23 protein-coding genes and 1 other RNA gene are annotated in these 24,826 nt (G+C 51.6%); 12 read left to right on the forward strand and 12 right to left on the reverse strand.

Going from position 1 to position 24,826, the window contains the following annotated elements; all coding sequences use genetic code 11:
- From PHH59_RS11345 to PHH59_RS11360, 4 genes are all read right to left on the reverse strand, one after another.
- Positions 1-726: aldo/keto reductase (locus tag PHH59_RS11345; RefSeq protein ID WP_300015869.1), on the reverse strand; the 726-nt coding region annotated here is incomplete at its 3' end.
- 133 nt (positions 727-859) lie between these two features.
- The gene (locus tag PHH59_RS11350) at positions 860-2,326 is read right to left on the reverse strand and encodes a TolC family outer membrane protein (protein WP_300015872.1); all 1,467 of its coding nucleotides are present in this window, start codon (positions 2,324-2,326) and stop codon (positions 860-862) included.
- A gap of 8 nt (positions 2,327-2,334) precedes the next feature.
- Entirely contained in the window at positions 2,335-5,499 is a 3,165-nt protein-coding gene (locus PHH59_RS11355) for an efflux RND transporter permease subunit (RefSeq protein WP_300015875.1), read from the reverse strand.
- A complete protein-coding gene (locus PHH59_RS11360) occupies positions 5,496-6,572 on the reverse strand; it encodes an efflux RND transporter periplasmic adaptor subunit (protein ID WP_300015878.1) in 1,077 nt (358 codons plus the stop codon). Before PHH59_RS11360 ends, PHH59_RS11355 begins: the two co-directional genes overlap by 4 nt.
- Positions 6,573-6,912: 340 nt before the next feature.
- Here PHH59_RS11360 and PHH59_RS11365 point away from each other — a divergent pair, with 340 nt between their 5' ends.
- Positions 6,913-7,176, forward strand: a complete 264-nt coding sequence (locus PHH59_RS11365) for a DUF1640 domain-containing protein (protein WP_300015881.1) — start codon at positions 6,913-6,915, stop codon at positions 7,174-7,176.
- Between the two features lie 7 nt (positions 7,177-7,183).
- On the opposite strand, the gene PHH59_RS11370 is transcribed toward PHH59_RS11365, so the two are convergent.
- The gene (locus PHH59_RS11370; protein WP_300015884.1) at positions 7,184-7,810 is read right to left on the reverse strand and encodes a TetR/AcrR family transcriptional regulator; all 627 of its coding nucleotides are present in this window, start codon (positions 7,808-7,810) and stop codon (positions 7,184-7,186) included.
- Positions 7,811-8,519: 709 nt separating this feature from the next.
- On the opposite strand from PHH59_RS11370, the gene PHH59_RS11375 reads away from it, so the two are divergent.
- The 5 genes from PHH59_RS11375 (at position 8,520) to PHH59_RS11395 (ending at position 13,086) form a co-directional block, all read left to right on the forward strand.
- Entirely contained in the window at positions 8,520-9,398 is an 879-nt protein-coding gene (locus tag PHH59_RS11375; protein ID WP_300015887.1) for an ADP-polyphosphate phosphotransferase, read from the forward strand.
- 80 nt (positions 9,399-9,478) lie between these two features.
- Positions 9,479-10,615 (forward strand): ABC transporter permease, encoded by a 1,137-nt coding sequence (locus PHH59_RS11380; RefSeq protein ID WP_300015890.1) that lies wholly within the window; start codon positions 9,479-9,481, stop codon positions 10,613-10,615.
- A gap of 3 nt (positions 10,616-10,618) precedes the next feature.
- Positions 10,619-11,434, forward strand: a complete 816-nt coding sequence (locus PHH59_RS11385; protein ID WP_300015893.1) for an ATP-binding cassette domain-containing protein — start codon at positions 10,619-10,621, stop codon at positions 11,432-11,434.
- Positions 11,431-12,429 (forward strand): MlaD family protein, encoded by a 999-nt coding sequence (locus tag PHH59_RS11390; RefSeq protein WP_300015896.1) that lies wholly within the window; start codon positions 11,431-11,433, stop codon positions 12,427-12,429. Before PHH59_RS11385 ends, PHH59_RS11390 begins: the two co-directional genes overlap by 4 nt.
- A 24-nt stretch (positions 12,430-12,453) precedes the next feature.
- Positions 12,454-13,086 carry a membrane integrity-associated transporter subunit PqiC gene (locus tag PHH59_RS11395; RefSeq protein WP_300015899.1) on the forward strand — a complete coding sequence of 211 codons (633 nt, stop codon included), beginning with the start codon at positions 12,454-12,456 and terminating at the stop codon, positions 13,084-13,086.
- Between the two features lie 135 nt (positions 13,087-13,221).
- Here the strand turns inward: PHH59_RS11395 and PHH59_RS11400 are convergent, their stop codons facing one another.
- From PHH59_RS11400 to PHH59_RS11420, 5 genes are all read right to left on the reverse strand, one after another.
- On the reverse strand, positions 13,222-14,058 hold the full coding sequence (locus PHH59_RS11400) for a cupin domain-containing protein (protein WP_300015902.1): 837 nt from the start codon (positions 14,056-14,058) through the stop codon (positions 13,222-13,224).
- Positions 14,059-14,068: 10 nt separating this feature from the next.
- Positions 14,069-14,719 (reverse strand): sigma-70 family RNA polymerase sigma factor, encoded by a 651-nt coding sequence (locus tag PHH59_RS11405; protein ID WP_300015905.1) that lies wholly within the window; start codon positions 14,717-14,719, stop codon positions 14,069-14,071.
- A 402-nt stretch (positions 14,720-15,121) separates the two neighbouring features.
- A non-coding RNA gene (gene ssrS, locus PHH59_RS11410) (6S RNA) lies at positions 15,122-15,302 on the reverse strand.
- A 12-nt stretch (positions 15,303-15,314) separates the two neighbouring features.
- Positions 15,315-15,623: a cell division protein ZapA gene (locus PHH59_RS11415; RefSeq protein WP_300015908.1), complete on the reverse strand. Its 309-nt coding sequence runs from the start codon at positions 15,621-15,623 to the stop codon at positions 15,315-15,317.
- Positions 15,620-15,847 (reverse strand): TIGR02449 family protein, encoded by a 228-nt coding sequence (locus PHH59_RS11420; RefSeq protein WP_300015911.1) that lies wholly within the window; start codon positions 15,845-15,847, stop codon positions 15,620-15,622. Before PHH59_RS11420 ends, PHH59_RS11415 begins: the two co-directional genes overlap by 4 nt.
- A 141-nt stretch (positions 15,848-15,988) precedes the next feature.
- Here PHH59_RS11420 and PHH59_RS11425 point away from each other — a divergent pair, with 141 nt between their 5' ends.
- The 3 genes from PHH59_RS11425 to ubiH are packed head-to-tail and all read left to right on the forward strand — an operon-like array spanning position 15,989 to position 18,990.
- Positions 15,989-16,483 (forward strand): UPF0149 family protein, encoded by a 495-nt coding sequence (locus PHH59_RS11425; RefSeq protein WP_300015913.1) that lies wholly within the window; start codon positions 15,989-15,991, stop codon positions 16,481-16,483.
- Positions 16,484-16,492: 9 nt separating this feature from the next.
- On the forward strand, positions 16,493-17,806 hold the full coding sequence (pepP, locus tag PHH59_RS11430; RefSeq protein ID WP_300015916.1) for a Xaa-Pro aminopeptidase: 1,314 nt from the start codon (positions 16,493-16,495) through the stop codon (positions 17,804-17,806).
- Entirely contained in the window at positions 17,806-18,990 is a 1,185-nt protein-coding gene (gene ubiH / locus PHH59_RS11435) for a 2-octaprenyl-6-methoxyphenyl hydroxylase (protein WP_300015919.1), read from the forward strand. Before pepP ends, ubiH begins: the two co-directional genes overlap by 1 nt.
- 171 nt (positions 18,991-19,161) lie before the next feature.
- Here the strand turns inward: ubiH and PHH59_RS11440 are convergent, their stop codons facing one another.
- Complete coding sequence (locus PHH59_RS11440) at positions 19,162-19,470, reverse strand: helix-hairpin-helix domain-containing protein (protein ID WP_300015922.1); 309 nt, start codon at positions 19,468-19,470, stop codon at positions 19,162-19,164.
- 287 nt (positions 19,471-19,757) lie between these two features.
- The gene (gene epmB / locus PHH59_RS11445; RefSeq protein ID WP_300015925.1) at positions 19,758-20,777 is read right to left on the reverse strand and encodes an EF-P beta-lysylation protein EpmB; all 1,020 of its coding nucleotides are present in this window, start codon (positions 20,775-20,777) and stop codon (positions 19,758-19,760) included.
- Positions 20,778-20,871: 94 nt separating this feature from the next.
- Between epmB and efp the strand changes: the two genes are divergently transcribed.
- From efp to bamA, 3 genes are all read left to right on the forward strand, one after another.
- The gene (efp, locus tag PHH59_RS11450; protein ID WP_300015929.1) at positions 20,872-21,441 is read left to right on the forward strand and encodes an elongation factor P; all 570 of its coding nucleotides are present in this window, start codon (positions 20,872-20,874) and stop codon (positions 21,439-21,441) included.
- Complete coding sequence (gene epmA, locus PHH59_RS11455) at positions 21,441-22,418, forward strand: EF-P lysine aminoacylase EpmA (RefSeq protein WP_300015932.1); 978 nt, start codon at positions 21,441-21,443, stop codon at positions 22,416-22,418. Before efp ends, epmA begins: the two co-directional genes overlap by 1 nt.
- 78 nt (positions 22,419-22,496) lie before the next feature.
- On the forward strand, positions 22,497-24,812 hold the full coding sequence (gene bamA, locus PHH59_RS11460; protein WP_300015935.1) for an outer membrane protein assembly factor BamA: 2,316 nt from the start codon (positions 22,497-22,499) through the stop codon (positions 24,810-24,812).
- Positions 24,813-24,826: the final 14 nt, after the last annotated feature.

A 24,826-nucleotide genomic window follows, 5' to 3' on the forward strand; every position in this document is an offset into this window, starting at 1 on the left:
CAGTTGCGGCATAGTACAACCTAGCCGTTTGGCGATGCCGGCAATCCCGGGTTTTTGTAATTCCGTTGCATTCGCGGTCAGCAGGGAAAAGCCTTGGTAGAGGGCGTCATTTTCCCGGCATAGCTGGCGGATTTGGGCGTCCCATTGGCTACGCGCGTAACAACGGTTTTGCACGAACGCGGGCTTAATTTCCGCCTGTTTAAATAAGCCCTGCAATTGTCCATAGCTGACATTGGAAACCCCCAGCAGCTTCACCGCGCCGGATTTATGCAAGCTTTCCATCGCCCGCCAGACTTCCCAATCGGCATCGCTCAAGCCATCACGGACAGCCGGCCCGTGCAGGATATAAGAATCCAGATAATCCGTGTGCAAATGCTCTAAGGAGCTGGCAAACGATTGCTGGACTTGAGTGTCGTAATCAGCCTTGGGATCGTAAGGCAGGCGATGGTCTTGGCTGGACACAAAAGTGAATTTGCTCTGCAAAAACAACTCGGAACGTTGCAGGAGTTGTTCGGCGATGGCTCGCTTGACCGCGTTGCCGACCCCCGCTTCAAAATAATGGCGGCGTTGATTGGCGGTATCTATGCCCAAAAATCCGGCTTTGATCGCGTTGTAGGTTAAGGCTTCGGTTTGGTCTTCTTTCCAGGCCGTCCCGTAGAGAAAAGTCGGGACGCTAAGCCCTCTATGTTGGATAAACTTGCTAGCCGCTGGTGCTGTCTCGGTCATGTTTTTTCTCCAGTATTTCTTTAGTTCGATGGCTGACAGTTTCTATGATAAAAACTTGATTTGCAAACCTGCATCATGGCTTTTCTGGCTGTAAGGAATTTTAGGGCATCTGCAACGGGCGGTTGCCGCCTCTTTACAACATCCCCTCCAACTGCCGGTTGACATCCGCCAAATCCTCATCCCCAATCACCCCCACCGCCGCTTTCAAGCGGATGATATTCAGCAAATACTGGTAACGCGCTTCCAGTAAATCCCGTTTCGCTGCAAACAATTGCCGTTGGGCGTCCAGCACATCGACACCGGTGCGGATGCCGACATCGTAACCGGTTTGGGTGGAATCCAATTGGCTCTGGCTGCTGCTTAGAGCTTGTTCGTAGGCTTTGACCTGGGCGATGCTGGAATTCAAATTCAGATACGCGGTTTGCGTGTCCAACTCGGTTTGGCGGCGGGCGATTTCTACGTCGTCTAGGGCTTTTTGCTTGTTCAACACCGCTTGGCGGATGCGTGAGCTGGTCGCGCCGCCTTGGTACAGCGGCAGGTTCAGTTCCACGCCAATGGTGCCGGTGTTGATGTCGCTGCCGAAACCAAAGTTGCTGCCGTTGGTGGAGGTTTCGGTGTAGCTGGCGACGGCATCGACGGTGGGCAGATGTCCGGCTTGGTTGCGCTCGATTTCTTGCCCGGCCAGTGTGGCGAGGTCTTGCTGGATTTGGATGTTTAAATTGCTGTCGGCCGCCACTTTCAACCATTCATCCAGTTTTTGGGTCAAGGCATTCGGTTTCAAGTCGGCCCTGACTTTTGCCAATGGCCTAGGCAACTCGCCGGTAATGGCTTGCAGGTTGCGTTTGGCGATTTCCAAGGCGTTTTGCGCGGCGATTTCTTGGGCGATGGTTAAATCGAAACGGGCTTGGGCTTCGTTGGTGTCGGTGATGGTCGCGCTACCGACGTCGAAACGGGCTTTCGCTTGTTCTAACTGGCTTAAAATGGCGGCTTTTTGCGCCCCGATAAGATCGAGCTTGTCTTGCGTGACCAGCGTCTCAAAATAGCTTTGCGTGGTGCGCAGCATCAGGTTTTGCATCGTCAAATGCAATTGTTTGTCGGCTTGGCTGACTTGGGTATGCAGTTGCTCCATTTGCACCAGATTTTGTTTGCGGAACAAGGGTTGCCGCGCTTCCACGCCGACTTGGTAGCCTTCATACGAACGCACGCCGTTGGGGAACGGAATGCCTGTGCCTTTGTAACGTACATCAGTTTGGGAGGCATTGGCTCCGGCACTGAAATTGACGATGGGGCGGTACAAGGCTTTGGCCTGTTCGATCAACTCTTGCGCGGCTTTGTTGGCGTTCAGGGCCGAAGCCAAAGTGGGGTCGTGCGCTAGGGCTAGGTTGTAAATAGCCATTAAGGATTGCGGTTTGGATGCCGTGCCAGTTGAGTTGGCTATTGCGGCGGTTGCAAACAAGGCGGTAATGAGTAAGAAGATTGGGTGCATAGTGGGTAAACCTTTGGAGTAATGGGTTAAGGCGTTGGCATCATTCAGTTGTAGGGTACGCATTGCGTACCTTTTCAAAAATTCATCATTGCCAGCCATGTAAAAGGTACGCATTGCGTACCCTACGGCTTGGGCATTTCCACCCGAAACCACGCGGCATACAAGGCGGGCAAGAACAGCACGGTCAACACCGTCGCCACCGCCAAACCGCCCATGATCGCCACCGCCATCGGCCCGAAGAACACGCTCTGGGTCAGCGGGATCATCGCCAGTATCGCCGCCGCTGCGGTCAGCACTATCGGGCGAAAACGGCGGATGGTCGATTCCACCACCGCTTGCCACGGCTCTATCCCGCCCGCACGGTCTTGGTCGATTTGATCCACCAAAATCACCGAGTTGCGCATAATCATGCCGGACAAGGCAATCGTGCCGAGCATGGCGACAAAGCCGAACGGTTTGTCGAACAGCAACAAGGCGAGTGTCACGCCGATCAAACCCAGCGGCGCGGTCAGGAACACCAGCACCACCCGCGAGAAGCTTTGCAATTGGAGCATCAGCACCGTCAGCACCACGATCAGAAACAGCGGAACCCCCGCCGCGACCGACGCGCCGCCTTTCGCCGATTCTTCCACCGCGCCGCCGGTTTCAATGTCCACGCCCAACGGTAGATGGCTTTTCAACTCCGCCAGTTTTTCTTCGACTTGGCCTGACACCAGCGGCGCTTGCACGTTGCCGTTCAAATTGCCGCGCACTATCATAGACGGCACACGGTTGCGCCGCCAGATCACGCCTTCCTCAAATTCGTAGCTGATGGTGGCGATTTGCGCCAATGGCACACCGACGCCGGTTTGGGTGTTGATCATCAAATCTTGCAAATGCGACAAACGGCTGCGTTGCTCCGCAGGGCCACGGGCGACCAGGTCAATACGCTCTATGCCTTCGCGGAATTCGGTGATGTACAGCTCCTGGATGCCGCCGTTCAACACCGTGGCAATATCGACCGAGCTGATGCCGAGCAGACGCGCCTTGACTTGATCCACGCTGACTTTCACGACTTTGCTAGGCTCGTCCCAACTGAGCTGGACGTTGCTGAGGTGGCTGTTGCCACGCATGATGTCGGCGATTTGGTGGGCGACGGTGCGGATTTGTGCAATATCGCTGCCGTTGACGCGGAACTGCACCGGAAAACCCACGGGCGGGCCATTTTCCATACGCAACACCGAAGCGCGTAAGGCCGGAAACTCATGGTCGAACAAGGCCAGCAAGTCTTTACGCAAAGCTTCACGGTCTGCCAGCGTGTTGCTCAAAATCACCAACTGCCCAAAGCCACGGTGCGGCAATTGGATGTCCAAGGGCAGATAAAAACGCGGCGCACCGCTGCCGATGTAGGCGACAAAGTTTTCAATGCCGTGGTGTTTTTCGTTCCAGGCCAGCAGCCATTGTTCCAGCTTTTGGGTTTCGGTTTCGGTGGCGGTGTACGATGCGCCTTCGGTCAGGCGCAAATCGACGATCAATTCCAAACGCGTGGAATCGGGGAAAAATTGCTGCTGGACTTTGCCGAAGCCGACTATCGCTAGCACGAACATTGCCAAGGTGATGGCAACCACGGTTTTGCGGTAACGCACACAAGCGGTGACGAGTTTGCGGAAGGCTTGGTAAAACACCGAGCCGTAAATGTCGTGATGATGGACTTCCGCCGCCTGGCTTTCAATCTTAAACACCGAGCGGAACCAGCGACCCAGTTTTGACGGTTGCGGCGCTTGACCGTAATCCGGCAACAAGTGATAGCCGATGTAGGGTACGAAAATCACCGCCGCAAACCACGACACCAGCAAAGAAATCGCCGTCACCTGAAAAATCGAGCGCGTGTATTCGCCCGTGGACGAGGCGGCGGTGGCTATCGGCAAAAAGCCCGCGACCGTGACCAAAGTTCCGGTCAGCATCGGCATGGCGGTGGAGGTGTAAGCGAAGGACGCGGCCTTTAGCCTGTCCCAGCCTTGTTCCATTTTCGCCGACATCATTTCCACGGCGATAATGGCGTCGTCCACCAACAAGCCCAAGGCCAAAATCAACGCGCCCAAGGAAATTTTATGCAGACCAATGTCCATTTGCTGCATGAACACAAAGGTCGTCGCCAGCACCACCGGAATGGTGATGGCCACCACGATGCCGCTACGCCAGCCCAGCGACAGCAAGCTCACGCCCAACACAATCACCAAGGCTTCAGCCAGCGATTGCACAAAATCATTGACCGAATGCGCGACGATATGCGGCTGCGAGGTGACGGTGTCCAGTTCCAAACCGACCAGCAAGTTTTCTTTGATGTGGCTGAGGGCTGCGTCAAGATTATGCCCCATTTCAATGACATCGCCGCCTTCGGTCATGCTCACGCCCAACAGCAAGGCCTCTTTGCCCAGATAATGGATTTTGTCATGCGGCGGGTCTTCGTAACCGCGATAGACTTTGGCGACATCGCCGAGCCGGAAATCCTGCCCATGCGCCCGCAAGCGCAACTCGCGCAAGTCTTCCAGTTTTGTGTAGCGGCCTGACACGGCGATACGGATGCGCTCGTCGGCGGATTCGTAAGTGCCGCCACGCACGATGGCGTTTTGGTTCTGTAAGGTCTGGATCAGTTCCGGCGTGCTGATGCCCAAGGTCACTAATTTGGCGTTGGAAAGGTCGATGAACAGCCGTTGTTTTTGTTCGCCGAAAAACTCCACTTTGGCGACATTCTTCACTTTCAGCAATTCGGTGCGGATCAGTTCGGCGTTTGCTTTCAAGGCCGCGTAATCAAAACCGTCTCCCGTCAGCGCGTATAGGCTGCCGTAAACGTCGCTGAACTCGTCGTTAAAGGTCAGGCTTTCCAGTTGTTGCGGCAAGGTATGGCGGATGTCGCCAATTTTTTTGCGCACTTGGTACCAGAGTTCAGGAATCTCGGCGGACATCGTGTCATCTTTAATGATGACAAAAATCATGGTTTCGCCGGGCCGGGAAAAACTGGTGACTTTGTCCAGATGCGCTATTTCCTGGATTTTCTTTTCCAGCTTGTCGGTGACTTGTGTCGCCATTTCCTCCGCGCTGGAACCCGGCCAAGTGGCGCGTACCAGCATGACTTTAAACGTGAACGGCGGGTCTTCCGATTGCCCCAGTTTGGTGTAGGCCATAAAGCCTGCCAGCGTCAGCACCAGCATCAGGTACAAAACCAGGGTTTGATGTGTCAAAGCCCAATTGCTCAGGTTAAATCCGGCGTTGGCTGTGGCTTTTTCGTCTTCGGGCATCAGGCTCATGGTTGTGCCTCCATGATAGGACGGATCAATTGGTTTTCGGTGAGGGTATGCACACCGGCAATGGCGATGGTCTCGCCGGTATTTAAGCCGCTGCAGATGACCACGCCATCTTCGCGGAATGCGCCGGTTTGCACGTCACGCACATGGGCGTGGTTGTCATCGGCAATCACCCAGACTTGGCTTTTGCCGTTGTTGGCGGTGACGGCGCGGCTGGGGACGATCACGCCACCTGGGTTTGTCGTGCTGGGTACGGGGAATTTGACACCGGCGGTCATGCCGAATTTGACGGACGTATCGGCCTGTTCCAGCGTGATGCGGACGTTAAACGTGCGCGTCGCCGTATCGGCTTCAGGGGCGATTTCGCGTATCACGCCGGTGTACAGTTTTTGCTGGTCCGCCCATAGCTTTAGATAAACCGAGGCTTGCAGTTTGACTTCCGCCATGCGCGATTCCGGCACGGCGACCACTACATCGACGGTGCGCGTGTCAGCAATCTTCACAATAACGTCGCCCGCTTCCACCACTTGCCCCGGTTCGGCCTGGATGAAACTGACCACGCCGTCGCGGTCGGCGGTCAATGTCGTGTACTGGCTTTGGTTGCCGGAAATATTGGCCTGGGCTTTGACTTTCGCCAAACGCGCACCGGAGGCTTTCAGCTCGGCTTCGTGGATGTCCAAGGCGGATGCGGAAATGAATTTTTTGGCAAACAACTGTCGCTGACGGTTGATTTCCGCCACCGCCAGCGCGTGGCTAGCTTGTGCCGCCGCGACTTCCGCCGTCGCCGCCGCTACGTTCAGTTGGCTGTCGGTGGCATCCAACCGCGCAAGCACTTGGCCTTTGCTGACTTTTGAACCCATCTCCACGCGCCGCTCGACAATCTTGCCGGCGATACGGAAACCTTGCGCCGATTCATAACGTGGCTGCACCCTGCCGACCAAGGTCATCGCCGTGTCGGTGGCGGTGTCGGTGACTTTCATCACCAAGGCCGGACGGGGCGGCGGCGGGGCTTCCACGGGTTTGTCGCAAGCTACCAGTAGCGGCAGCGCCAGTAAGCCAAAACGTAAGTGTCGCATAGTGGGGTATCCTGTTGGGTTGGGATAAATGTCTAACGGTATGGAACGATAAGTTAATGGTGAATAAGTTTTTCGGTACAAAACGACTGCGCGTCCTTTGAGGACGGGCTGTCGTAGCCATAGAACTTTTGTACAGGCATTTACTCCCATCCCACTTTGAAAACGTACAACTTTGAAATAAGAAAATATCTTCTAAATCAAAGGTTATTGCTCTACAAAGGTATACGGTTTTCAGTCAAATGGGAGTAAAACACTAATTTCAATATTGACATGCACAGGTAACAGGGATAATTTTCCATCAAATATCTATTAAAACCGGAAAATTGGGGCAACCCTACTTATGGCTACAATAACTTTCGATACCTATAAATTTATTAGCACGCTCATTGAAGCGGGTTTTGATGCCAAACAAGCCGAAGCGGTATCCCGTGCCTTTAAGGAAGCCTCCGGCGAAGCCGATCTGTCAACCAAGCAAGACTTGCGTGAGCTGGAACTGCGCCTTGAAGCAAAAATCAATGACATCAAATTCGATTTGGTGAAATGGATTGCCGGCATGTTGCTGGCGCAAGCGGGCTTAGTGGCGGCATTGGTTAAATTGTTATGACACCGGGTTAATCCCGCAACAAGCCCCGCAACAACGCGTCCTGCATCAAGCTGATCCGGGCCTCGATATCCGCCCACTGCATCCAAATATCATTGCCCAGCGCGATCTCTAGCGAGCAAACCCCATGCACCCCCGCCCACAAGGTCTGGGCGATCAATTCGCTGTCTTGCAAATCCGCCCTGAACAAGCCTGCGTCAAACGTTGCTTGTACGATCACTTGCAATTGCGCGTAAGCATCTTGCTCGGTATTGCCCTGTTCTATATCGGTAATGTCCATATTCGTGGGTGCGCGTGGGGTCATGAACATGAACCGGTAATGGCTAGGATGTTGCAGCGCAAACTGGGAATAGCCTTTACATAAAGCTTGGATGCGTTGGATAGGGTCGGGGATTTGCATGATTTCCCGCATCCCTGCCGCCAGAGCCAAAAAATCCGCGTCGCACAAGGCTTGCAGCAACGCCTCTTTATCGGCGAAATAGTTGTACAAGGTCGTCGCGGAATAGCCGATTTGCTTGGCGATCTCGCGCATCGATGCCGACTCGATACCGCGCTCGACAAATAAGCTGCGGGCGGCATCGAGGATAAGCAACCGCAGTTGTTCGCGGTCTTGTTGTGATTTTATTTTGGGGGGCATATAAGTCGTGTTTATTTGAATAACGATGTTAATTTAACACTGTTATTGTATTATGCAAAGAAATTTTTAACCCGTCACTATGTTCAGTGTCGTAGGCTGGGATGAAGCGATAGCGCAATCCCAGCACCACAAGCCACTCTGCCGGGGTTTCTTGCGTTTTATGCCCTGCGGGTACACCCCAGTCTTTGCTATGTTCAGTATTAAAAACACCGGGGGGACAAAGGGGGGCCGTCGTAAAGCTTGCAGCACAGAGGGATAATGGGTCAATTTTATGGCTTGAATAGGAGGGCCAGCTTGAAGGATGTCTTTCTATCCGAAAGACATTATCCTGTAGGCCGTTTTCTTTTATGTCCGGTATGCCGTTTCCTAGCGTTCGCCGGACGGACACTTCTGGCTTACAGGCAATTTATCAATTTGGCAGGCTGGCTCTGTCCGCCAATAAGACCGCACTTTTTTAATATTTACGATAGAACACGCGGCAGTGCGGTAGCCCTACACGCCGATGTTTTCATCCTGCTGACAAACGGCTGGTTAAGGCCGCCGCCCGTACTGGTTTGAGCGTGAAACTGGTTTGAGAATAAAGTCGCACGGCAGTTTGAGTTGGGATAAACTCAAACGATCAAAACCTCCGTCCATCATTCAGGTCATTCGGCCTGGTTGGACGGGATAAAACGGCTTAAGGCATAGATAACCCAACAAAGGAATTAAGATGAAGGTCAATGGCAAAGATTTTCGGATTCAGGAAGGTGAAAAAATCGACCTTAAAAAGTGGCCGACGCTTATCGAGCCGGTTTACGGATCAAAGGAAGATTACCGCAGACTTCTTGATGAACAAGTCGATGAGCTGAGTTCGCTGCAACGCCTACAGTATGCGTCCAACCGTTATGCCATGTTGCTGATTTTCCAGGCGATGGATGCCGCCGGAAAAGATGGCGCCATCCGGCACGTCATGTCGGGTGTCAATCCGCAAGGTTGCCAAGTGTTCAGCTTTAAACACCCCAGTGCGATGGAACTGGATCATGATTTTCTATGGCGCACCACCCAGTGTTTGCCGGAACGTGGTCGTATCGGCATTTTTAACCGATCCTATTATGAAGAAGTGCTGATCGCCCGTGTGCATCCTGAAATCCTGCATAGCCAGGGGCTGCCGGATGAATTGCTCGATGAAAAAACCATCTGGCAGGAGCGTTACGGTTCCATTGTGGATTTGGAAAAGCATTTGCACCGGAACGGCACACGGATCATCAAATTCTTCCTGCACCTTTCCAAGGAAGAGCAGCGCAAACGCTTTCTTGAACGCATCGACAAGCCTGAAAAATACTGGAAATTCAGTGTCGCCGACCTTGAGGAGCGCAAATTCTGGAAACAGTACAGGCAGGCGTATGAAGCCTGCCTGGGTGCGACTAGCACCAAAACAGCGCCTTGGTATGTGGTGCCCGCCGATGACAAGAAGAACTCCCGGCTGATTATCGCCCAAATTATCCTCGATACGCTTAAGGCATTGAAAATGAGCTATCCCGAAGCCGATGCCAGCCGCCAGCAGGAGTTATTAACCATCCGCCAGCAACTTATGCAAGAAGGGGAATGACCTTGCATTGCAAGACTTCCTAAAGCGGGTAGCTGGCTATAACTATCGGCTTTGGAAAAAAACCAACACTAAAACCTATCATGACAGACAAAACCCCCTGTTCCATCAATGTGAGCCGTAAGGACAACACCTTGGAAGCCGCTTTTGTAGGTGATTGGGTACTGGACGCGGAAATTCCGGCCCTGGAAGCGGTTTTATCGCAACTGGATGATGGTACCGGGATCAAGCGGCTGGTGTTTGCTACCCAGGCACTAGGCCGTTGGGATAGTTTGCTGATGACTGAACTGATACGCCTGATTGATTATGGGGCGGCACAGGGCGTACAAGTTGACACCACGAGTTTGCCTGAAGGCATCCAGGGTTTGTTAAGATTGGTTTATGCCGTGCCCGAACGGGTAGGGGCGCGGCGCAAGGAAACTCGGGATTCTTGGTTGGAAGCCTTGGGCAAGGCAGGCTTGCATTTGTTTAAAGATGCCCAGGACTTTGTCGTTTTTATCGGTGAAATGGCGTTAAGTTTCACCGCGTTGATGCGTGGCAAGGCGCATTTTCGCCGGATGGATTTATGGTTGAATATCCAGGACTGTGGCCCTTCGGCCTTGCCTATCGTCACCTTGATCAGCCTGCTGGTCGGTTTGATCCTGGCCTTTGTGGGTGCAGTCCAATTGGCATTGTTCGGCGCACAAGTCTATATCGCCAATTTGGTGGGTTTGGGCATGACGCGGGAAATGGGGGCTTTGATGGCGGCCATCATCATGGCGGGGCGTACCGGTGCCGCCTACGCGGCGCAGCTTGGCACCATGCAGGTGAACAACGAGATCGACGCGCTCAAGACCATGGGCTTTGAGGCTATGGAGTTTCTGGTGTTGCCGCGCATATTGGCACTGGTGCTAATTATGCCCTTGCTTTGCCTGTATGCCGATTTGATGGGCATAGTCGGCGGCGCCATCGTGACCGTGAGTTTTTTCGATGTCTCCCTGTTGCAATATTTGGATCGGACCGCCACCGCCATCCATCTTATGGATTTCATGATCGGTATCGTCAAATGCGCGGTATTCGGCGTGTTGATCGCGCTCTCCGGCTGTATGCGCGGCATGCAATGCGGGCGTAGTGCTTCGGCTGTGGGCGATGCCACCACGTCTGCCGTGGTGACCAGCATTGTGTTCATCGTCATCGCCGATTCCTTGATCACGCTGATGTGCAATCGTCTGGGGATTTAAGCCATGACCACGCCATGCCTTACCATTGACAACATGACCCTGGCCTATGGTGATTTCATCATCCAGCGTGATCTCAATTTCACGATCAATCGGGGTGATATTTTCGTCGTCATGGGTGTCAGTGGCTGCGGCAAAAGCACCTTGTTGATGAATCTCATCGGTTTGATGCGGCCGGCCAAAGGTGATGTGTTCTATGGCGGGGAAAGCCTTTGGCAAGCAGAACCCGATGCCCGCAAACGTATTTTGCAACGCACCGGCGTGTTATTCCAGGGCGGCGCGTTGTTAAGTTCCATGACCTTGGGCGAGAATGTCGCCCTGCCTCTTACTGAACACACCCGTCTGAGTCCACAGCGCATCCGCGAATTGGTGGCTTATAAATTGGCTTTGGTGGGTTTGGCGGGTTTTGAGGGCTATTATCCCGCCGAGCTTAGCGGCGGTATGCAAAAACGTGCAGGACTAGCAAGGGCAATGGCCTTGGATCCTGAAATCTTGTTTTTCGATGAACCTTCGGCGGGGCTTGACCCAGTCAGTGCCAAGTTGCTCGACGATTTGATCCGTAGCCTGCGCGACCATCTGGGCGCAACCATCGTCTTGGTGACCCACGAGCTGGCCAGCATCTTGGCTATCGGCACCAATTCGGCATTTCTTGATGCGGAAACCAAAACCATGATCGCGTCCGGCGACCCCAAACGCTTGTTGGCGGAATCCCGCGACCCGAAAGTCATCCGTTTTCTAACCCGCGAAGATTCGGCAAATCGGCATAAACCAATCCAATCCAATCCAATCCTAACCCATCATCAGGAACCGTGTGACCTATGAGCAAAGCCGTCAATCCTTTCAGTATCGGTGCTTTTTTGGTGGGTTCGCTGGCTTTACTGGTCGCCGCCGTGTTGATTTTTGGCGGCGGTCAGTTATTCGAGAAAAAAACGGAATATGTCGTTTATTTCGATTCCGCCTTAAACGGACTCAATGTCGGTGCGCCGGTCACGTTGCAGGGTGTGCAGATTGGCAGGGTCAAAGAAATTTCTTTGGAGATGAATGAAAAATCCTTGCAGATTGCCAAACCGGTGGTGATTGAAATTGATCCAGAACGGGTGCTGGATACCAGCGGAGATTCATACCCGTCTGTAACAGGCTTGCAAGAAAACCGGCAAAGGACTAAACGGCTGATCGACGCCGGTCTTAAAGCCCAGCTTAAAACCCAAAGCTTGCTGACCGGGCTTTTATATGTGGAATTTAATTTTTATCGCAACCAAGCGCTGAAATTGACAGGGCTTAATTATAAAGGTCTGATGGAGTTGCCTTCTGTACCGACGACGGAGGATCAAATCAGAAACACGGCGGATGAAATATTGACCAAATTTCGCCAGCTACCCTTAGAAGCCATCGTCAACGACCTTTCCGCGACGCTAAAAGCCGTCCGTGATTTGGTCACGTCGGACGATCTGACAAAAAGCCGCGTGGCCTTAGCCAAAACCCTTAATGAGACGGAAAAACTTGTCGCCAATATGAACCACGATTTAGTGCCGCTGCTAAAAAATATGAATGCTACGGTGCTTGACTCCCAGGCGTTGGTGCAACAGTTTACCCGCGATATAAAGCCGGTGTTGCTTGCCACCGAAAAGACGCTAAATACCGCCAACAGCGTATTACTGGAGTCCAAACAGTCCTTGAATTCCGTGGAAACCCTTGCTGCGCCGGATGCGCCCTTATGGCAATCGCTGGATGCCTTGCGTGATGCGGCGCAATCCACCAAAGAGTTGACCGATTATCTCCAGCGCCATCCCGATTCGTTGATTTATGGAAAGGAGTGAAACCAGTATGAGAGTGGAACCAGTATGAAATGCTTGAATGATCCTGCGATAGCCTATCGGTCAATTATGGGCCTGCTTGTTTTGATGTTTCCGATACTTTTGAGCGGTTGTATGCACACTGATAGCAAGCCGGTGCAGTTTTATCGGCTGACCGCCGATTCGGACACCGCCGCGCCGCTTTCGGCCACCAAACCAGGCGCGGCGGTTGATCCGGTGATAGGCTTGGGACCGATACACATCCCTGAGTATCTGGCCCGCCCGCAAATGCTCATCGCCGTCACGGAAAACCAGTACCGGCTTTCCGAAGACCACCGCTGGGCGGAAAAGCTGGATAAAAATATTTCCCTGGCCTTATTCAAAGCCTTGCCCGGTTTGCTCGGAACAGAGCGGATTGTGCGTTATCCGTGGCCGCAACGGCAGGAAATTGATTATCAAATCGGTGTTGATATAGTGGAATTCAATGTTGATGAAAGTGGCCGGAGCCGATTGATCGCGCAGTGGTTTATCAAGCGTAAAGACCAAACCACTATCGACAAACGCTCCGTCTATCAATTTCCGGCATCTACTAGCGATTACGAGGTGATGGTCAAGGCCCAGAGCCAATGCCTGAGCAAACTGGCCCAGGATATTGCCGAAACCTTGCGGCGTATCCGGTAGGCCCGTGTTTCAGTAGCAAATCCGCTGCACTGGTATTTTATAAGTACCCGCGCATAAGTTTTCAGGCATTAAAACCTGTCAGGTCTTTAAGACCTGACAGGTTTGCACAAAAATTTTTTGCATGGGTACTTAAAATCAATCCGCCGACCCGCGTACAAACAGCAAGGCACCCACATCACTGAACGCTTCCCCATGTAGGGTTCCCGCAGGAGCCAGTTGGTAATCGCCGGCCTGTAATAAAATATCCCCTAAAAACAACTCGCCGCTGAGCATCATACATTCCTCGTGTTGGGTATGGGCATGGAGACCGACACTGGAACCGGGTTCCAGACGAAACATAGAGGATGAAAGTGTCCCATCGGTATGCAGGATTTTTCTGGAAACGCCGTCAGCAATGGGATGCCAGTCGCCGTCGTCATGGGCAAAAACGCTTTCGCCCAAGTTGCCGCCAAATGGCAACAAGCCGCCCAGTAGTTCGCGGGTTACGGCTGGCGCATGTCCTAGCGAGGTGCCGCGTAAATAAGCCAACGCGCCTTGCCGGGATCGGATGCTTTCATGGCGGCTGTTGGGCGGCGAGACATGATAATCATATAAATCCAGTTCCAAGCCGCCCATTTGCAAACCGCCGCGCAAGACGATGCCTTCTTCCAGCCAATTGTGCCGGTGTACAGGCAATGCCGCGCCTGGCGCGAAATCAATCAGTACCGAATTGCCTTGGTCGCCTTGCCACAACATCTTGAAACGGACGCCTTTTTTGAGTGTTTGCCAAACTCCGTTTTTGGCCCTGACCGTCAACAATCGGCTGTGTTCGATAACGCTACGCGCCACCCGCTCCTGCAAGCGTGCTGATAATGACTGTTGGATACGCGCATCAGGCATGAGCGGCGCGATATGTCCAGTCAGCAGGCGGGCGAGTTCGGCCTGTTCCAGCGTAGATTCAGTCGTTTCTGAAGGATCGGTTTTACTTGTCATATCTTCATAATCAATAGTCGGCGGCAGTAGCCAGTGTTTGTTTAAGGCTGAGTAGGGCGCGGCGGATATGCGATTTTACGGTGCCCAGCGGCAAATCCATGTGCCGGGCTATTTCGTCATGGCTTAAGCCGCGAAAAAAAGCCAGTGCCACTAATTGCCGGGGGAGCGGGTCAAGTTGCGCCAATGCGTCATGGACGCGGCTGCTTTCTTCGGTGGCTGACAACAAATCTTGCGGATTGTCTCCGGCAAGATTTGTTGTCTCCGTGGCTTCTTCACACTCCACGGCATCTTGGCGGCGTAGTGCATCCAGTGCCCGGCTACGGGCAATGGTCATCACCCAGACGACCACGCCGCCACGTTGTGCATCAAAACGCGGGGCTTGCCGCCAGACTTGCCAGAACGCATCTTCGGTGACTTCTTCGGCAAGCTGGGCATGGCGGGTGATCCTAAGGGCCAAACCATAAACACGCTCCAGCAATTGCCCGTACAAAGCGGCAAATGCCTGTTGATCCTGTTCCATAATCCGCTCAATCAAACTCTGTAATTGTTGCTCGCCAGCGTCAGGCAATGCCGTGGAAAATGCGCTTACGGAATCATCCTGGACATCCGCTAGGCCATTGTCCATCCGCTTATCTCGTTCAGTGCCGGAATATCCGTTCATAGTTATCTCATTAACCTTAATACGCCTAGAATGGAAAGCTGGATGCAAAAGCGGTATAAAAACCTGGCAAAAGCACCAAGTCCAGCGCACTGTAGAGTAATTTCGAGGCTATTGATTGTTTCATAAGTGTATGTATTAGAAACAGATTTTTTCGCTAAAATGGTTTCGGCAAGCACTTATGGGAGAGTGGTATAAAACAGAAACAGGGGGGCATTAAGTCATTAAACATAAGTTTTCAAATAGTATTTAGGAGTACAAACCTGGGTTTGTACTCCCGATTGATTTAAAAAAGTCTGGAAAACTTTAGGGTAAGCACTTAACGTAACTGACAGACGCGCTTGAAGCGCAAGTCTAGCTGGAAACCTGGATTCAGGGAGGGGTAAAGCAGGTAGGATAGTGAGTGCATCTCCCGCCTGTGCCGATACGCGCTTTCGTCCTTGAACCAATGGTTCAAGTGGGGGCACGGCGGATCAATCAGGCTTCTTGTCTAAAACAAGCATGCGCACCATGACCAGGCAACAGCCCCCGGGGTTAATACAGGTTCAGGAAACACCCAGCACACTGTCAAACACGGTAGGAGATGCAGGTTTATAGTTTAACGTGTTTGGGGATTTTCCAAAACGTTTTCTATTTTGTTGCTGATATTGGCAAGGCAGTCGTTCAATTGCCGTTTAAGCAAGGTATTTTGATTTTTGGAGACCTGCAATTCATGGGCCAAATTTAGCGCGGAAATGACGGCGATGCGGTCAGCTCCGTTGACTTTGCCCGAATCACGCATTTTGCGCATTTGTGCATCCAACTCCAGTGCGGATTGCAATAATTCATCCTGATCGTCAGGGGCGCAGGCAATCCGGTATTCCTTGCCCATAATCATGATGGAGACGGCATGGGGTTTGTTGTTCATAACTTTTCCTCCATCGCTTTCAGACGGCTAATCATGGCTTCGACACGGCTTCTTGCCAATGCCGATTTTTCCAGAAGTTGGGCTTTCTCTTCCAGCAATTCTTGCTGGCGTTGCCGCAACAACTGGTTATCTTTTTTTATCGCCTGATAGTGTTCGATGAGCTGGTCAAGCTTTTCTTCAAGTTCTTGTAATGCTAGGGGTTGGTCAATAAGTGATGGGTTCATGACAGGGGCTGATACGTTGCGGTTCGGGGTAAACAAACTGTTATCCAACTGAATAATCAATGGTAGCATAAGCGGAATTTTTCTTTTAGCGATAGTGCAATTATTATTGGAACCATGCCCTACTCAACGATAAATAACTTTTTGGCAGCCCACAGCCCAGACCTGAATGCCGCTGAAGCGCATGGCATGGCGGCGGGGCTGTTGTGTGTCAACCCGCAAACCACTTCCGCCTATTGGTTGGAAGAGTTGCTCGATGAGGGCCAATCTTTGCAGGCTGAGGCAAGCCAATTGTTGGTCCGCCTGTTTGAAGAAACCCGCCGCTTGCTTGCCAGTGAGTCATTCGAATTTGACTTGCTGTTGCCTGATGATGACGAATTGCTGTCCGGGCGTTTGCTTGCTTTGAAGAGCTGGTGCCAAGGTTTTTTGTTTGGCATCGGCTGTGGGCAAATCCGCAAGGCTTTGGGCGGGGATGCACAAAGCATTCTTAAGGACGTTGCCGAATTCACCAGACTGGACACTAACGCAGAAGGTGAAGAAGACGAAGCGGCGTTTGCAGAAATAACCGAATATCTCAGGTCGGCGGTGATGTTGCTGCGTGATGAACTGGAAGATGAGCGCGACACGACCATACACTAGGAGGTGGACATGAAAGCCAACGAATTTAAAAAACGCCGCCAACAATTGTTGCAAAGTGTCGGTGTCGGCAATATCGCACTGATAAGCAGTGCCGGAATGCACACCCGCAACCGCGATGTCGATTATCCGTTCCGGCAAGACAGCGATTTTTATTACCTGACCGGATTCAATGAACCGGATGCCTTGGCGGTGTTCGTGCCTGGGCGGGAAGAAGGCGGATACATCCTGTTCTGCCGCGAATTTGACGAAACCAAAGCCCTGTGGGAAGGCGCACATGCGGGTCTGGAAGGTGCGGCTAAACACTATGCCGCCGACGAAGCGTTTTCAATCAACGAAGTCGATGAAAAATTGCCCGAATTGCTGGCGGGCAAACGCAAGGTGTTTTATCCGCTAGGCCACGATGCCGAGTTGGACGCCAGCGTTTTGGATTGGCTTAAGCAATTGCGCGAAAAAGCCCGCTCCGGTGCCACCGCACCGCACGAACTCAGCGCGATTGAACAAATCCTCCACGAAATGCGTTTGTTCAAATCCGCCGCCGAACTGAAACTGATGCGCCTTGCCGCCGACGTGTCCGCGCAAGGCCATATCAAAGCCATGCAGGCTTGCCGCGCCGGACGTTACGAATATCAAATCGAAGCCGAACTGGTTTACCACTTCATGCAGGCGGGGCTTCGTGCCGTCGCCTATCCGTCCATCGTTGCCGGTGGTAAAAATGCGTGCACCTTACATTACACCGGCAACACTGACATTTTGAAAGACGGCGATTTGCTGCTGATTGATGCCGGGGCGGAATGCGACCATTATGCGGCGGACATCACCCGCACCTTCCCCGTGTCCGGCACGTTCAGTGACGCGCAACGCCAGCTTTACCAATTGGTCTTGGATGCCCAAACTGCCGCCATCGCCCAAGTCAAACCTGGCGCGGACTGGATACAACCCCATGAAGCCGCTGTGGAAGTGCTGACCCGTGGCCTTGTCAAACTGGGTTTGCTCAAAGGCCGCGTCAAAAAGCTGATCAAAGATGAAAAATACAAAGCCTTTTACATGCACCGCACCGGACACTGGCTGGGTATGGATGTCCACGATGTCGGCGATTATAAAATCAACGATGAATGGCGTGTGCTGGAACCCGGCATGGTGCTGACCGTCGAACCCGGCTTGTACATCCCCGCCGATTGCAAAAAAGTCGATGCGAAGTGGCGTGGCATCGGTATCCGCATCGAAGACGATGTGCTGGTTACGGAAGACGGCAACGAAGTCCTGACCCGTAGCGTGCCAAAAACCATCGCGGAAATTGAAGCACTGATGCAGCAGGCCCGTTGATGCAATATGATTATGACCTGATTATTGTCGGTGGCGGTTTGGCTGGCAATTGCCTGGCTTTGGCCTTGCAGGACAGCGGCTTGCGTATCGCCATCATCGAGTCCAACACCCGCGCCCAACTGCAAGCCGCACCCGCTGGCGACCGCGCTTTGGCCTTGGCGGCAGGTACGGTCAATGCCTTAGAAGCTTTGGACATTTGGCAAGGCATCGCCGATAAAGCCACCGCGATTAAACACATCCACATTTCTGACCGTGGACATTTTGGCAAAACCCGTTTATCGGCGGAAAAAGCCCAGGTCGCCGCCTTGGGCTATGTCATTATCGCCCGCGACATTGAAGGCCATGTCGCCGAGTTGGTCGGGCAAAGCCCTGTCGACATCATTGCCCCGGCGAGGCTGGTCGGGTTGATGTCCGGCGGCGATGAAATCAATGTCAGCCTCAAGCAAGATAATGAATCCGTCAACCTCAGCGCGAAACTGCTGGTCGGTGCCGATGGCGGCCTGTCTTCTGTGCGTACCTTGCTGGACATCCCGCAGCACGTCACCGACTATCGGCAAACCGCCCTGGTCACCACCGTTAAATCTACGCTACCGAACCGTAACACCGCCTACGAACGCTTCACCACCTCCGGCCCCTTGGCCTTATTGCCACAAGGCAAATCCCACAGCTCGGTCGTCTGGACCCGCACCACCGAAGAAGCCGAAGCCCTGATGTTGGGCAGCGAAAAGGATTTCCGTGACGAATTGCAAAATTGTTTTGGCTATCGCTTAGGCGAATTGATGTTGACCGATCCCAGACGCGCGTTTCCTTTGTCGTTAATCCGTGCCGAAACCATGCAGCGTGACCGTGCCGTCATCATCGGCAACGCCGTCCACCAACTGCACCCCGTCGCCGGACAAGGTTTTAACTTAGGTTTGCGCGATGTCATGCAGCTAGCCGCCGACTTGACCAGCGCGGCACAAAACCAGCAAGACATCGGTTGCAACGAAGTGCTGTCCACCTACACCCAAGCGAGGCAGCAAGACCATGCCCGCGTCATCGGCTTTACCGACAGTGTCGTGAAAATATTCTCTAATGACTGGCTGGCAATCGCCGCCGCCAGAAATTTCGGATTGGCATTGTTAGACCATATCCCCGCCGCCAAAACCGCGTTGGCAAAACAGGCGATGGGGTTTGGGGAATAGTCAGCAAAGACTTATTGCCGGATTTCACACCTAAACTTGCAGATTTTGAGGGATATGAACTGGTTGGCCTTGATTCTGATTGCAGATAGGCAATGCCCAATCAGTTTTGTTTTTTCCCATCAACAAACTTCGAGACGGCTAGATAGCCGCCTCGAAGAGGCTTACAACAACTTATTTGGCTTTTTTCTCAGCCACCGGTTTTGACGGTACGGCAGCCGCATCACCCAATAAAAGATCAGCCTTGTTCTTTTCAATGGTTTTCTCACCAATACCCGGCACATTTGCCAATTCTTCAATAGCTTTGAACGGGCCTTTTTCAGTGCGGTATTGCACTATGGCTTCGGCTTTTTTCAGGCCAATGCCATTTAAGGCATCAGCAATGGTTTTGGCGTCGGCGGTGTTGATATTGACTGGTGCGGCAAACACAGGCAGCGTAAAAGACATTAAACCCAGCAAGGACAGCATGATTAACTTTTTCATATTTCCTCCAATTGCGGAATAAACTTAAGGACAAGCCGTTAGGCGGGTGGGATAAGCAAGGTGGCTTTAAATGTATGGGGCCGCCTGCTATCCAGTCTAAAGTCTAGTCTCAGGCTTTTATATTGCAATTAGCTTGGATTGGTAATATTAACATTGACAAATGGCTATTGTGTGCCTGTGGTTTTTGCCTGTCGTGTGGAACCGTAGCAGCCAATCGCTTGATCCTGCTGGTATTTGTCGTAGTTATTTTATTAATTGGTTATGTTGGTTATTGCCAATCCTGGGGCTTATAGCAAATCATGGGCATAACGTTTATAAGCCGCTCCCGCCTGTTCTTTCACTAATTTGGGCACAAGATACCCAGGCAAGGCCGTCTGGACTTCTTGCATCAGGCGCAAGGCTTCAGTCAGGCCCACTTCAAAATGGCCGGCACCCCGCACTTTATCCAGCAAATGCAGATAATACGGAATAACGCCATGCTTAAAGAGCTGTTCGCTAAGCTGGCAGAGTATCTTGGCATCGTCATTGACGCCACTAAGCAGCACGGCTTGGTTGAACACCGTGATGCCGTGGCTTTTTAAGAGCTTAAGTGCGGTCGTCACGCGCGGGCTGAGTTCATTGGCATGGTTGCAATGCACAACCATAATGATCGTTTTGCCGCTGCTTGCCAGGATAGCCACCAGTTCGTCGGTGATGCGGGCCGGCAATACAATTGGCAAGCGGCTGTGGATGCGGATGCGTTGGACATGTCCGATAGGGTTGATCTGTTGGATAAGTCCGCCAAGCTGGGCATCGTTTAACAGCAAAGGGTCGCCGCCACTTAAAATCACTTCGGTGATACTGTGGTCGGCGGCAATATAATCCAAGGCCGCTTGTTGTTTTTGTTTGCCCAATTGGATTTGTGCATAAGGAAAATTACGGCGGAAACAGTAGCGGCAATTGATGGCACAACTGCCGGTATTGATTAACAACACGCGGCCTTGATATTTGTGCAGTACGCCGATTTCGGCAACTGCCGACAAATCGCCGACCGGATCGTCGCTAAAACCAGGATATAGGTGCAATTCATCTGCAACTGGCAGCACTTGGCGCAACAAAGGATCTTGGGGGTTGCCTTTTTCCATGCTGGCGGCAAAGCTTAATGGAACCCGCAAGGCAAAGCTTTGGCTTGCTGCTGTGGAAAGGGGCAATTGATCTTTTGATAAGCGTAGATAGCCACACAAATCGTCTATGCAAGTGAATGCGCCACTCAGTTGTTGTTGCCAATTTTGGGCAAGATGTTCGGTTTCGTCGTGTTTTTCGGTCATGGGGTGGGGATTTAAAGTTTCTCTCAAGCAATGCCTCCATTATAATGGTCGACTTTTAAATATTGTGTCCAATTACTATAAAATTGAGGATAACATGGCTGTTTATAGCACGAATGAGTTTAGGGCGGGGTTGAAGGTCATGCTGGACAATGACCCTTGTGCAATTATTGAAAATGAGTTTGTCAAACCAGGCAAAGGCCAGGCATTTAACCGGGTTAAAATCAGGAACTTAAAAACAGGCCGTGTGATTGAACGAACATTTAAGTCGGGCGAGTCGCTGGATGGCGCTGACGTTGTCGATGTGGAAATGCAGTTTCTTTATAACGACGGTGAATTCCGCCATTTTATGGTCCAGGATACTTTTGAGCAGTACCAAGCTGATCCAAAAATCGTCGGCGATGCGGCTTTATGGTTAAAAGACCAGGATTTTTGCTTCGTTACTTTATGGAATGACGCGCCTTTGGCGGTTACGCCAGGCAATTTCGTGGAATTGGAAATTGTTGAAACCGATCCCGGTGTCCGTGGCGATACTTCAGGTGGCGGCGGTAAACCGGCAAAACTGGTTACAGGGGCGGTGGTTCGGGTTCCGTTGTTTGTCCAAACGGGCGAAGTCATCAAGGTTGACACCCGCACTGGCGAATATATTTCCCGCGTCAAAGAATAGTGCAGCAAGATTGGCAGCCCTCGTGCAGTCTGGAATTATTGCGTTTGCGGGCAGAATTGCTGCATGACATCCGCCGTTTTTTTCACGGACGCTCGGTACTTGAAGTAGAAACGCCTTTACTCGGCGACTGTACAGGAACCGATCCGCAATTAGCTTTTTTTTCGACAGAGTTTTGCCGGACGCCCCTGCAACAGCGGTTATTCTTGCAAACCTCGCCGGAATTCGCCATGAAACGCCTGCTTGCCGCTGGCAGTGGTTCAATTTATCAAATCTGCAAGGCGTTCAGAAATGGTGAGTCGGGACGCTTCCATAATCCTGAATTTACCTTGCTGGAATGGTATCGGGTTGGCTTTACCCTGCCGCAACTGATGGATGAGATTGAAGCCTTGTTTGCCGGTTTGTTTAACGGCTACGGTTTGCAGGCGGCCCGGCGGATGAGTTACCAAGCCGTGTTCCAGCAGCACACGGGCCTGGATCCTTTACAGTTTTGCCATCAAGACTATTGTGCTTATGCCGTGGCAAATGGCTTGCCGGAAGCCGTTGGCCTTTGCACTGACAATCACCTGTTGTGGCTGGATTTCATATTCAGCCATAAAGTCCAGCCCTTATTGGGAGATAATGCCCTGTGCATGGTTTATGGTTATCCGGCCTGCCAGTCGTCGCTGGCCAGAATCAGTGCCGATAATCCAGACACCGTTGATCGGCTTGAATTGTTTATAAATGGCATTGAATTGGGTAATGGCTTTTATGAATTGACCGATGCCGATGAGCAGGATCGCCGTTTTACCAAAGAAATCCAGGTTCGGCAGGAACAAAGCTTGGCTCCTGTATTCAAAGACCAGCGTTTGCTGGCGGCTTTGGCTGCGGGTTTGCCAGATTGTTCAGGGATTGCTATCGGATTGGATCGCTTGCTTATGGTCTTGGGCCATGCTAAAGCCATCAGCGAGACCCTGAGTTTCTCCATAGATAGGGCGTAAGGCGGTTTCAATTGTTACTGTGTTATAATCGCCGCCTATCTATTCTTTCAATATTAATGTTTTACTTTTTCCGTTGACATGAAATTACATCATTTTTCTCGCTGGTTATTGCTAGGTTTGCTTGTTTCCCAGACAGTTAAAAGTGACGAAGAATTTATTGTCAGCGATATAAAAGTTAATGGCTTGCAACGTATTTCACTAGGGACGGTTTATAACTATTTGCCCGTGAATGTGGGCGAGAGGTTTTCCCAGGAAAAAGTTGCCCCGGCGATCAGGGCCTTGTTCAAAACCGGATTTTTTAAAGACATTGCCTTGGAAAAAGTCGGCTCAACATTGGTGGTCAATGTCGTGGAACGCCCGTCGATTGCCAAAATTATATTTGAAGGCAACAAAGATTTATCCAAAGATGATTTGAAAAAGGCGCTCGACAAAATCGGCTTGTCGGAAGGCAAAATTTTTGATAGGCAGGTGCTTGATAAAGTTGAACAAGAATTGAACCGCCAGTACCTCAGCCACGGCAAATATGGCTTAAAAATCAAAACCGATGTCTCCGCGCTGACCCGCAACCGGGTAGGGATACACATCAACATATCTGAAGGCAAGGTCGCCAAAATCCAACAAATCAATATCGTCGGCAACCAGGCTTTCGATGATAAAACCTTGCTGGACACCATCGAATTAAGCACGACCAACTGGTTGTCGTTTTACAGCAAGGATGACCAGTATTCCAAACAAAAACTGTCCGCCGACCTTGAAACTTTGCGCTCTTATTATCTGGATCGCGGTTATATCAATTTCGCCATCGACTCCACCCAAGTCGCCATCACTCCTGATAAAAAAGGCATTTACATCACCATCAATGTCAAGGAAGGCGATGTTTATACGCTAGAGAAAGTCAAATTGGCAGGCAATTTAGTCGCACCCCCGGAAGAGCTGGTTAAATTGGTCGGCATTGGCCCCGGTGAAGTCTTTTCCAGAAAAAGCGCTACGGAAACCTCCAAAGCCATTTCTGACCGTTTGGGCAATGATGGTTATGCGTTCGCCAACGTTAACATGGTGCCGGACATCAACGAAGCCAAAAAAACGGTTGATATGACTTTTTTCGTTGACCCTGGCAAACGTGCCTACGTCCACCAAATCAATATGAGCGGCAATACCAAAACCCGCGATGAAGTGTTGCGCCGCGAAATGCGGCAAATGGAGTCAAGTTGGGCATCCAGCGCCAAGATTGACCGCTCTAAAACGCGGCTGGAGCGTTTGGGATATTTTGAATCGGTCAATGTTGAAACGCCGCCAGTGGTTGGCACCAACGACCAGATTGATGTCAAATTCTCCGTGGTCGAAAAAGCCTCCGGCAACCTGTCCGCCGGCATCGGTTTTTCGCAAGTACAAGGCATTGTTTTGAATGCCAATATTTCCCAAGACAACGTGTTCGGCTCAGGTAAAAGGATCAATCTGGCATTTAACAACAGCAACTATCTGACCAGTTACCAACTGGGTTTTTTCAACCCTTATTTCACCACTGACGGTGTCAGTGTCGGCTACAATGCGGGTTACACCAAACGGAATGCGGGGCGGATCAACATCGCCAATTATTCGACCGAAGTGTTGAACGCGGGTATGGATTTTGGTATCCCGTTAAACGAATTCGACCAAGTGCGTTTTGGTTTGGAAGGCAAGCACACCCAATTGAGTACGTCTAATTATTCATCAAAACAAATCAAAGATTTTATTGATAAAGAAGGCGACAGTTTTCTGACCATATCCCCGACCTTAAACTGGACGCACGATACGCTCAATCGGGCGATATTTCCCAGCAGTGGCGGCCAGCAACGTTTGTCCGGGTTAGTCACCGTGCCTGGCAGCGACCTGGAATACTATAAAGTCAGTTACAAACATCAGCTTTATTTCCCGCTAGCGAAAGACTTCACTTTTCGGGTGCAAGCTGAAGCTGCCTATGGGCACGGTTACGGCAAAACTAAAAGCTTGCCATTTTTCGAAAATTACTATGGCGGCGGAACTGGCTCTGTGCGTGGTTTTAGGAACAATACCTTGGGGCCGCGTGACTCAAACGGGTATCCATTGGGTGGCTCGACAAAAATTATTGGTAATGCAGAATTGTTTTTCCCCGTGCCGTTTTTATCAGATGTCAAATCCGTGCGTTTAGGCGCGTTTATGGATGCCGGAACGATCACCAACAATTTCAATTTGGACAATTTAAAATATGCCGCAGGTTTGTCGGGCGAATGGCTGTCGCCTTTTGGGGCATTGTCTATCAGTGTCGCCCAGCCTTTAAATGTCGGCAACACCACTTACATTAACAACGATGGCAATTCCGTTGACATAAAAGATCAAAGCCAGTTGTTCCAATTCAACTTCGGCCAGAATTTCTAGTATTAGTTCTTTTG

It is taken from the genome of Methylovulum sp., assembly GCF_028687615.1.
Taxonomy (GTDB): domain Bacteria; phylum Pseudomonadota; class Gammaproteobacteria; order Methylococcales; family Methylomonadaceae; genus Methylovulum.

Coding starts and splice junctions, on each gene's coding strand:
- PHH59_RS11420 (WP_300015911.1), bottom strand. CDS start 15,847: ATGAACCCATCACTTATTGACCAACCCCTAGCATTACAAGAACTTGAA.
- PHH59_RS11370 (WP_300015884.1), bottom strand. CDS start 7,810: ATGCCCCCCAAAATAAAATCACAACAAGACCGCGAACAACTGCGGTTG.
- PHH59_RS11350 (WP_300015872.1), bottom strand. CDS start 2,326: ATGCGTACCTTTTACATGGCTGGCAATGATGAATTTTTGAAAAGGTAC.
- pepP (WP_300015916.1), top strand. CDS start 16,493: ATGAAAGCCAACGAATTTAAAAAACGCCGCCAACAATTGTTGCAAAGT.
- efp (WP_300015929.1), top strand. CDS start 20,872: ATGGCTGTTTATAGCACGAATGAGTTTAGGGCGGGGTTGAAGGTCATG.
- bamA (WP_300015935.1), top strand. CDS start 22,497: ATGAAATTACATCATTTTTCTCGCTGGTTATTGCTAGGTTTGCTTGTT.
- PHH59_RS11365 (WP_300015881.1), top strand. CDS start 6,913: ATGGCTACAATAACTTTCGATACCTATAAATTTATTAGCACGCTCATT.
- PHH59_RS11375 (WP_300015887.1), top strand. CDS start 8,520: ATGAAGGTCAATGGCAAAGATTTTCGGATTCAGGAAGGTGAAAAAATC.
- PHH59_RS11440 (WP_300015922.1), bottom strand. CDS start 19,470: ATGAAAAAGTTAATCATGCTGTCCTTGCTGGGTTTAATGTCTTTTACG.
- PHH59_RS11405 (WP_300015905.1), bottom strand. CDS start 14,719: ATGAACGGATATTCCGGCACTGAACGAGATAAGCGGATGGACAATGGC.
- epmB (WP_300015925.1), bottom strand. CDS start 20,777: ATGACCGAAAAACACGACGAAACCGAACATCTTGCCCAAAATTGGCAA.
- PHH59_RS11385 (WP_300015893.1), top strand. CDS start 10,619: ATGACCACGCCATGCCTTACCATTGACAACATGACCCTGGCCTATGGT.
- PHH59_RS11400 (WP_300015902.1), bottom strand. CDS start 14,058: ATGACAAGTAAAACCGATCCTTCAGAAACGACTGAATCTACGCTGGAA.
- ubiH (WP_300015919.1), top strand. CDS start 17,806: ATGCAATATGATTATGACCTGATTATTGTCGGTGGCGGTTTGGCTGGC.
- PHH59_RS11380 (WP_300015890.1), top strand. CDS start 9,479: ATGACAGACAAAACCCCCTGTTCCATCAATGTGAGCCGTAAGGACAAC.
- PHH59_RS11395 (WP_300015899.1), top strand. CDS start 12,454: ATGAAATGCTTGAATGATCCTGCGATAGCCTATCGGTCAATTATGGGC.
- PHH59_RS11390 (WP_300015896.1), top strand. CDS start 11,431: ATGAGCAAAGCCGTCAATCCTTTCAGTATCGGTGCTTTTTTGGTGGGT.
- PHH59_RS11360 (WP_300015878.1), bottom strand. CDS start 6,572: ATGCGACACTTACGTTTTGGCTTACTGGCGCTGCCGCTACTGGTAGCT.
- PHH59_RS11355 (WP_300015875.1), bottom strand. CDS start 5,499: ATGAGCCTGATGCCCGAAGACGAAAAAGCCACAGCCAACGCCGGATTT.
- PHH59_RS11415 (WP_300015908.1), bottom strand. CDS start 15,623: ATGAACAACAAACCCCATGCCGTCTCCATCATGATTATGGGCAAGGAA.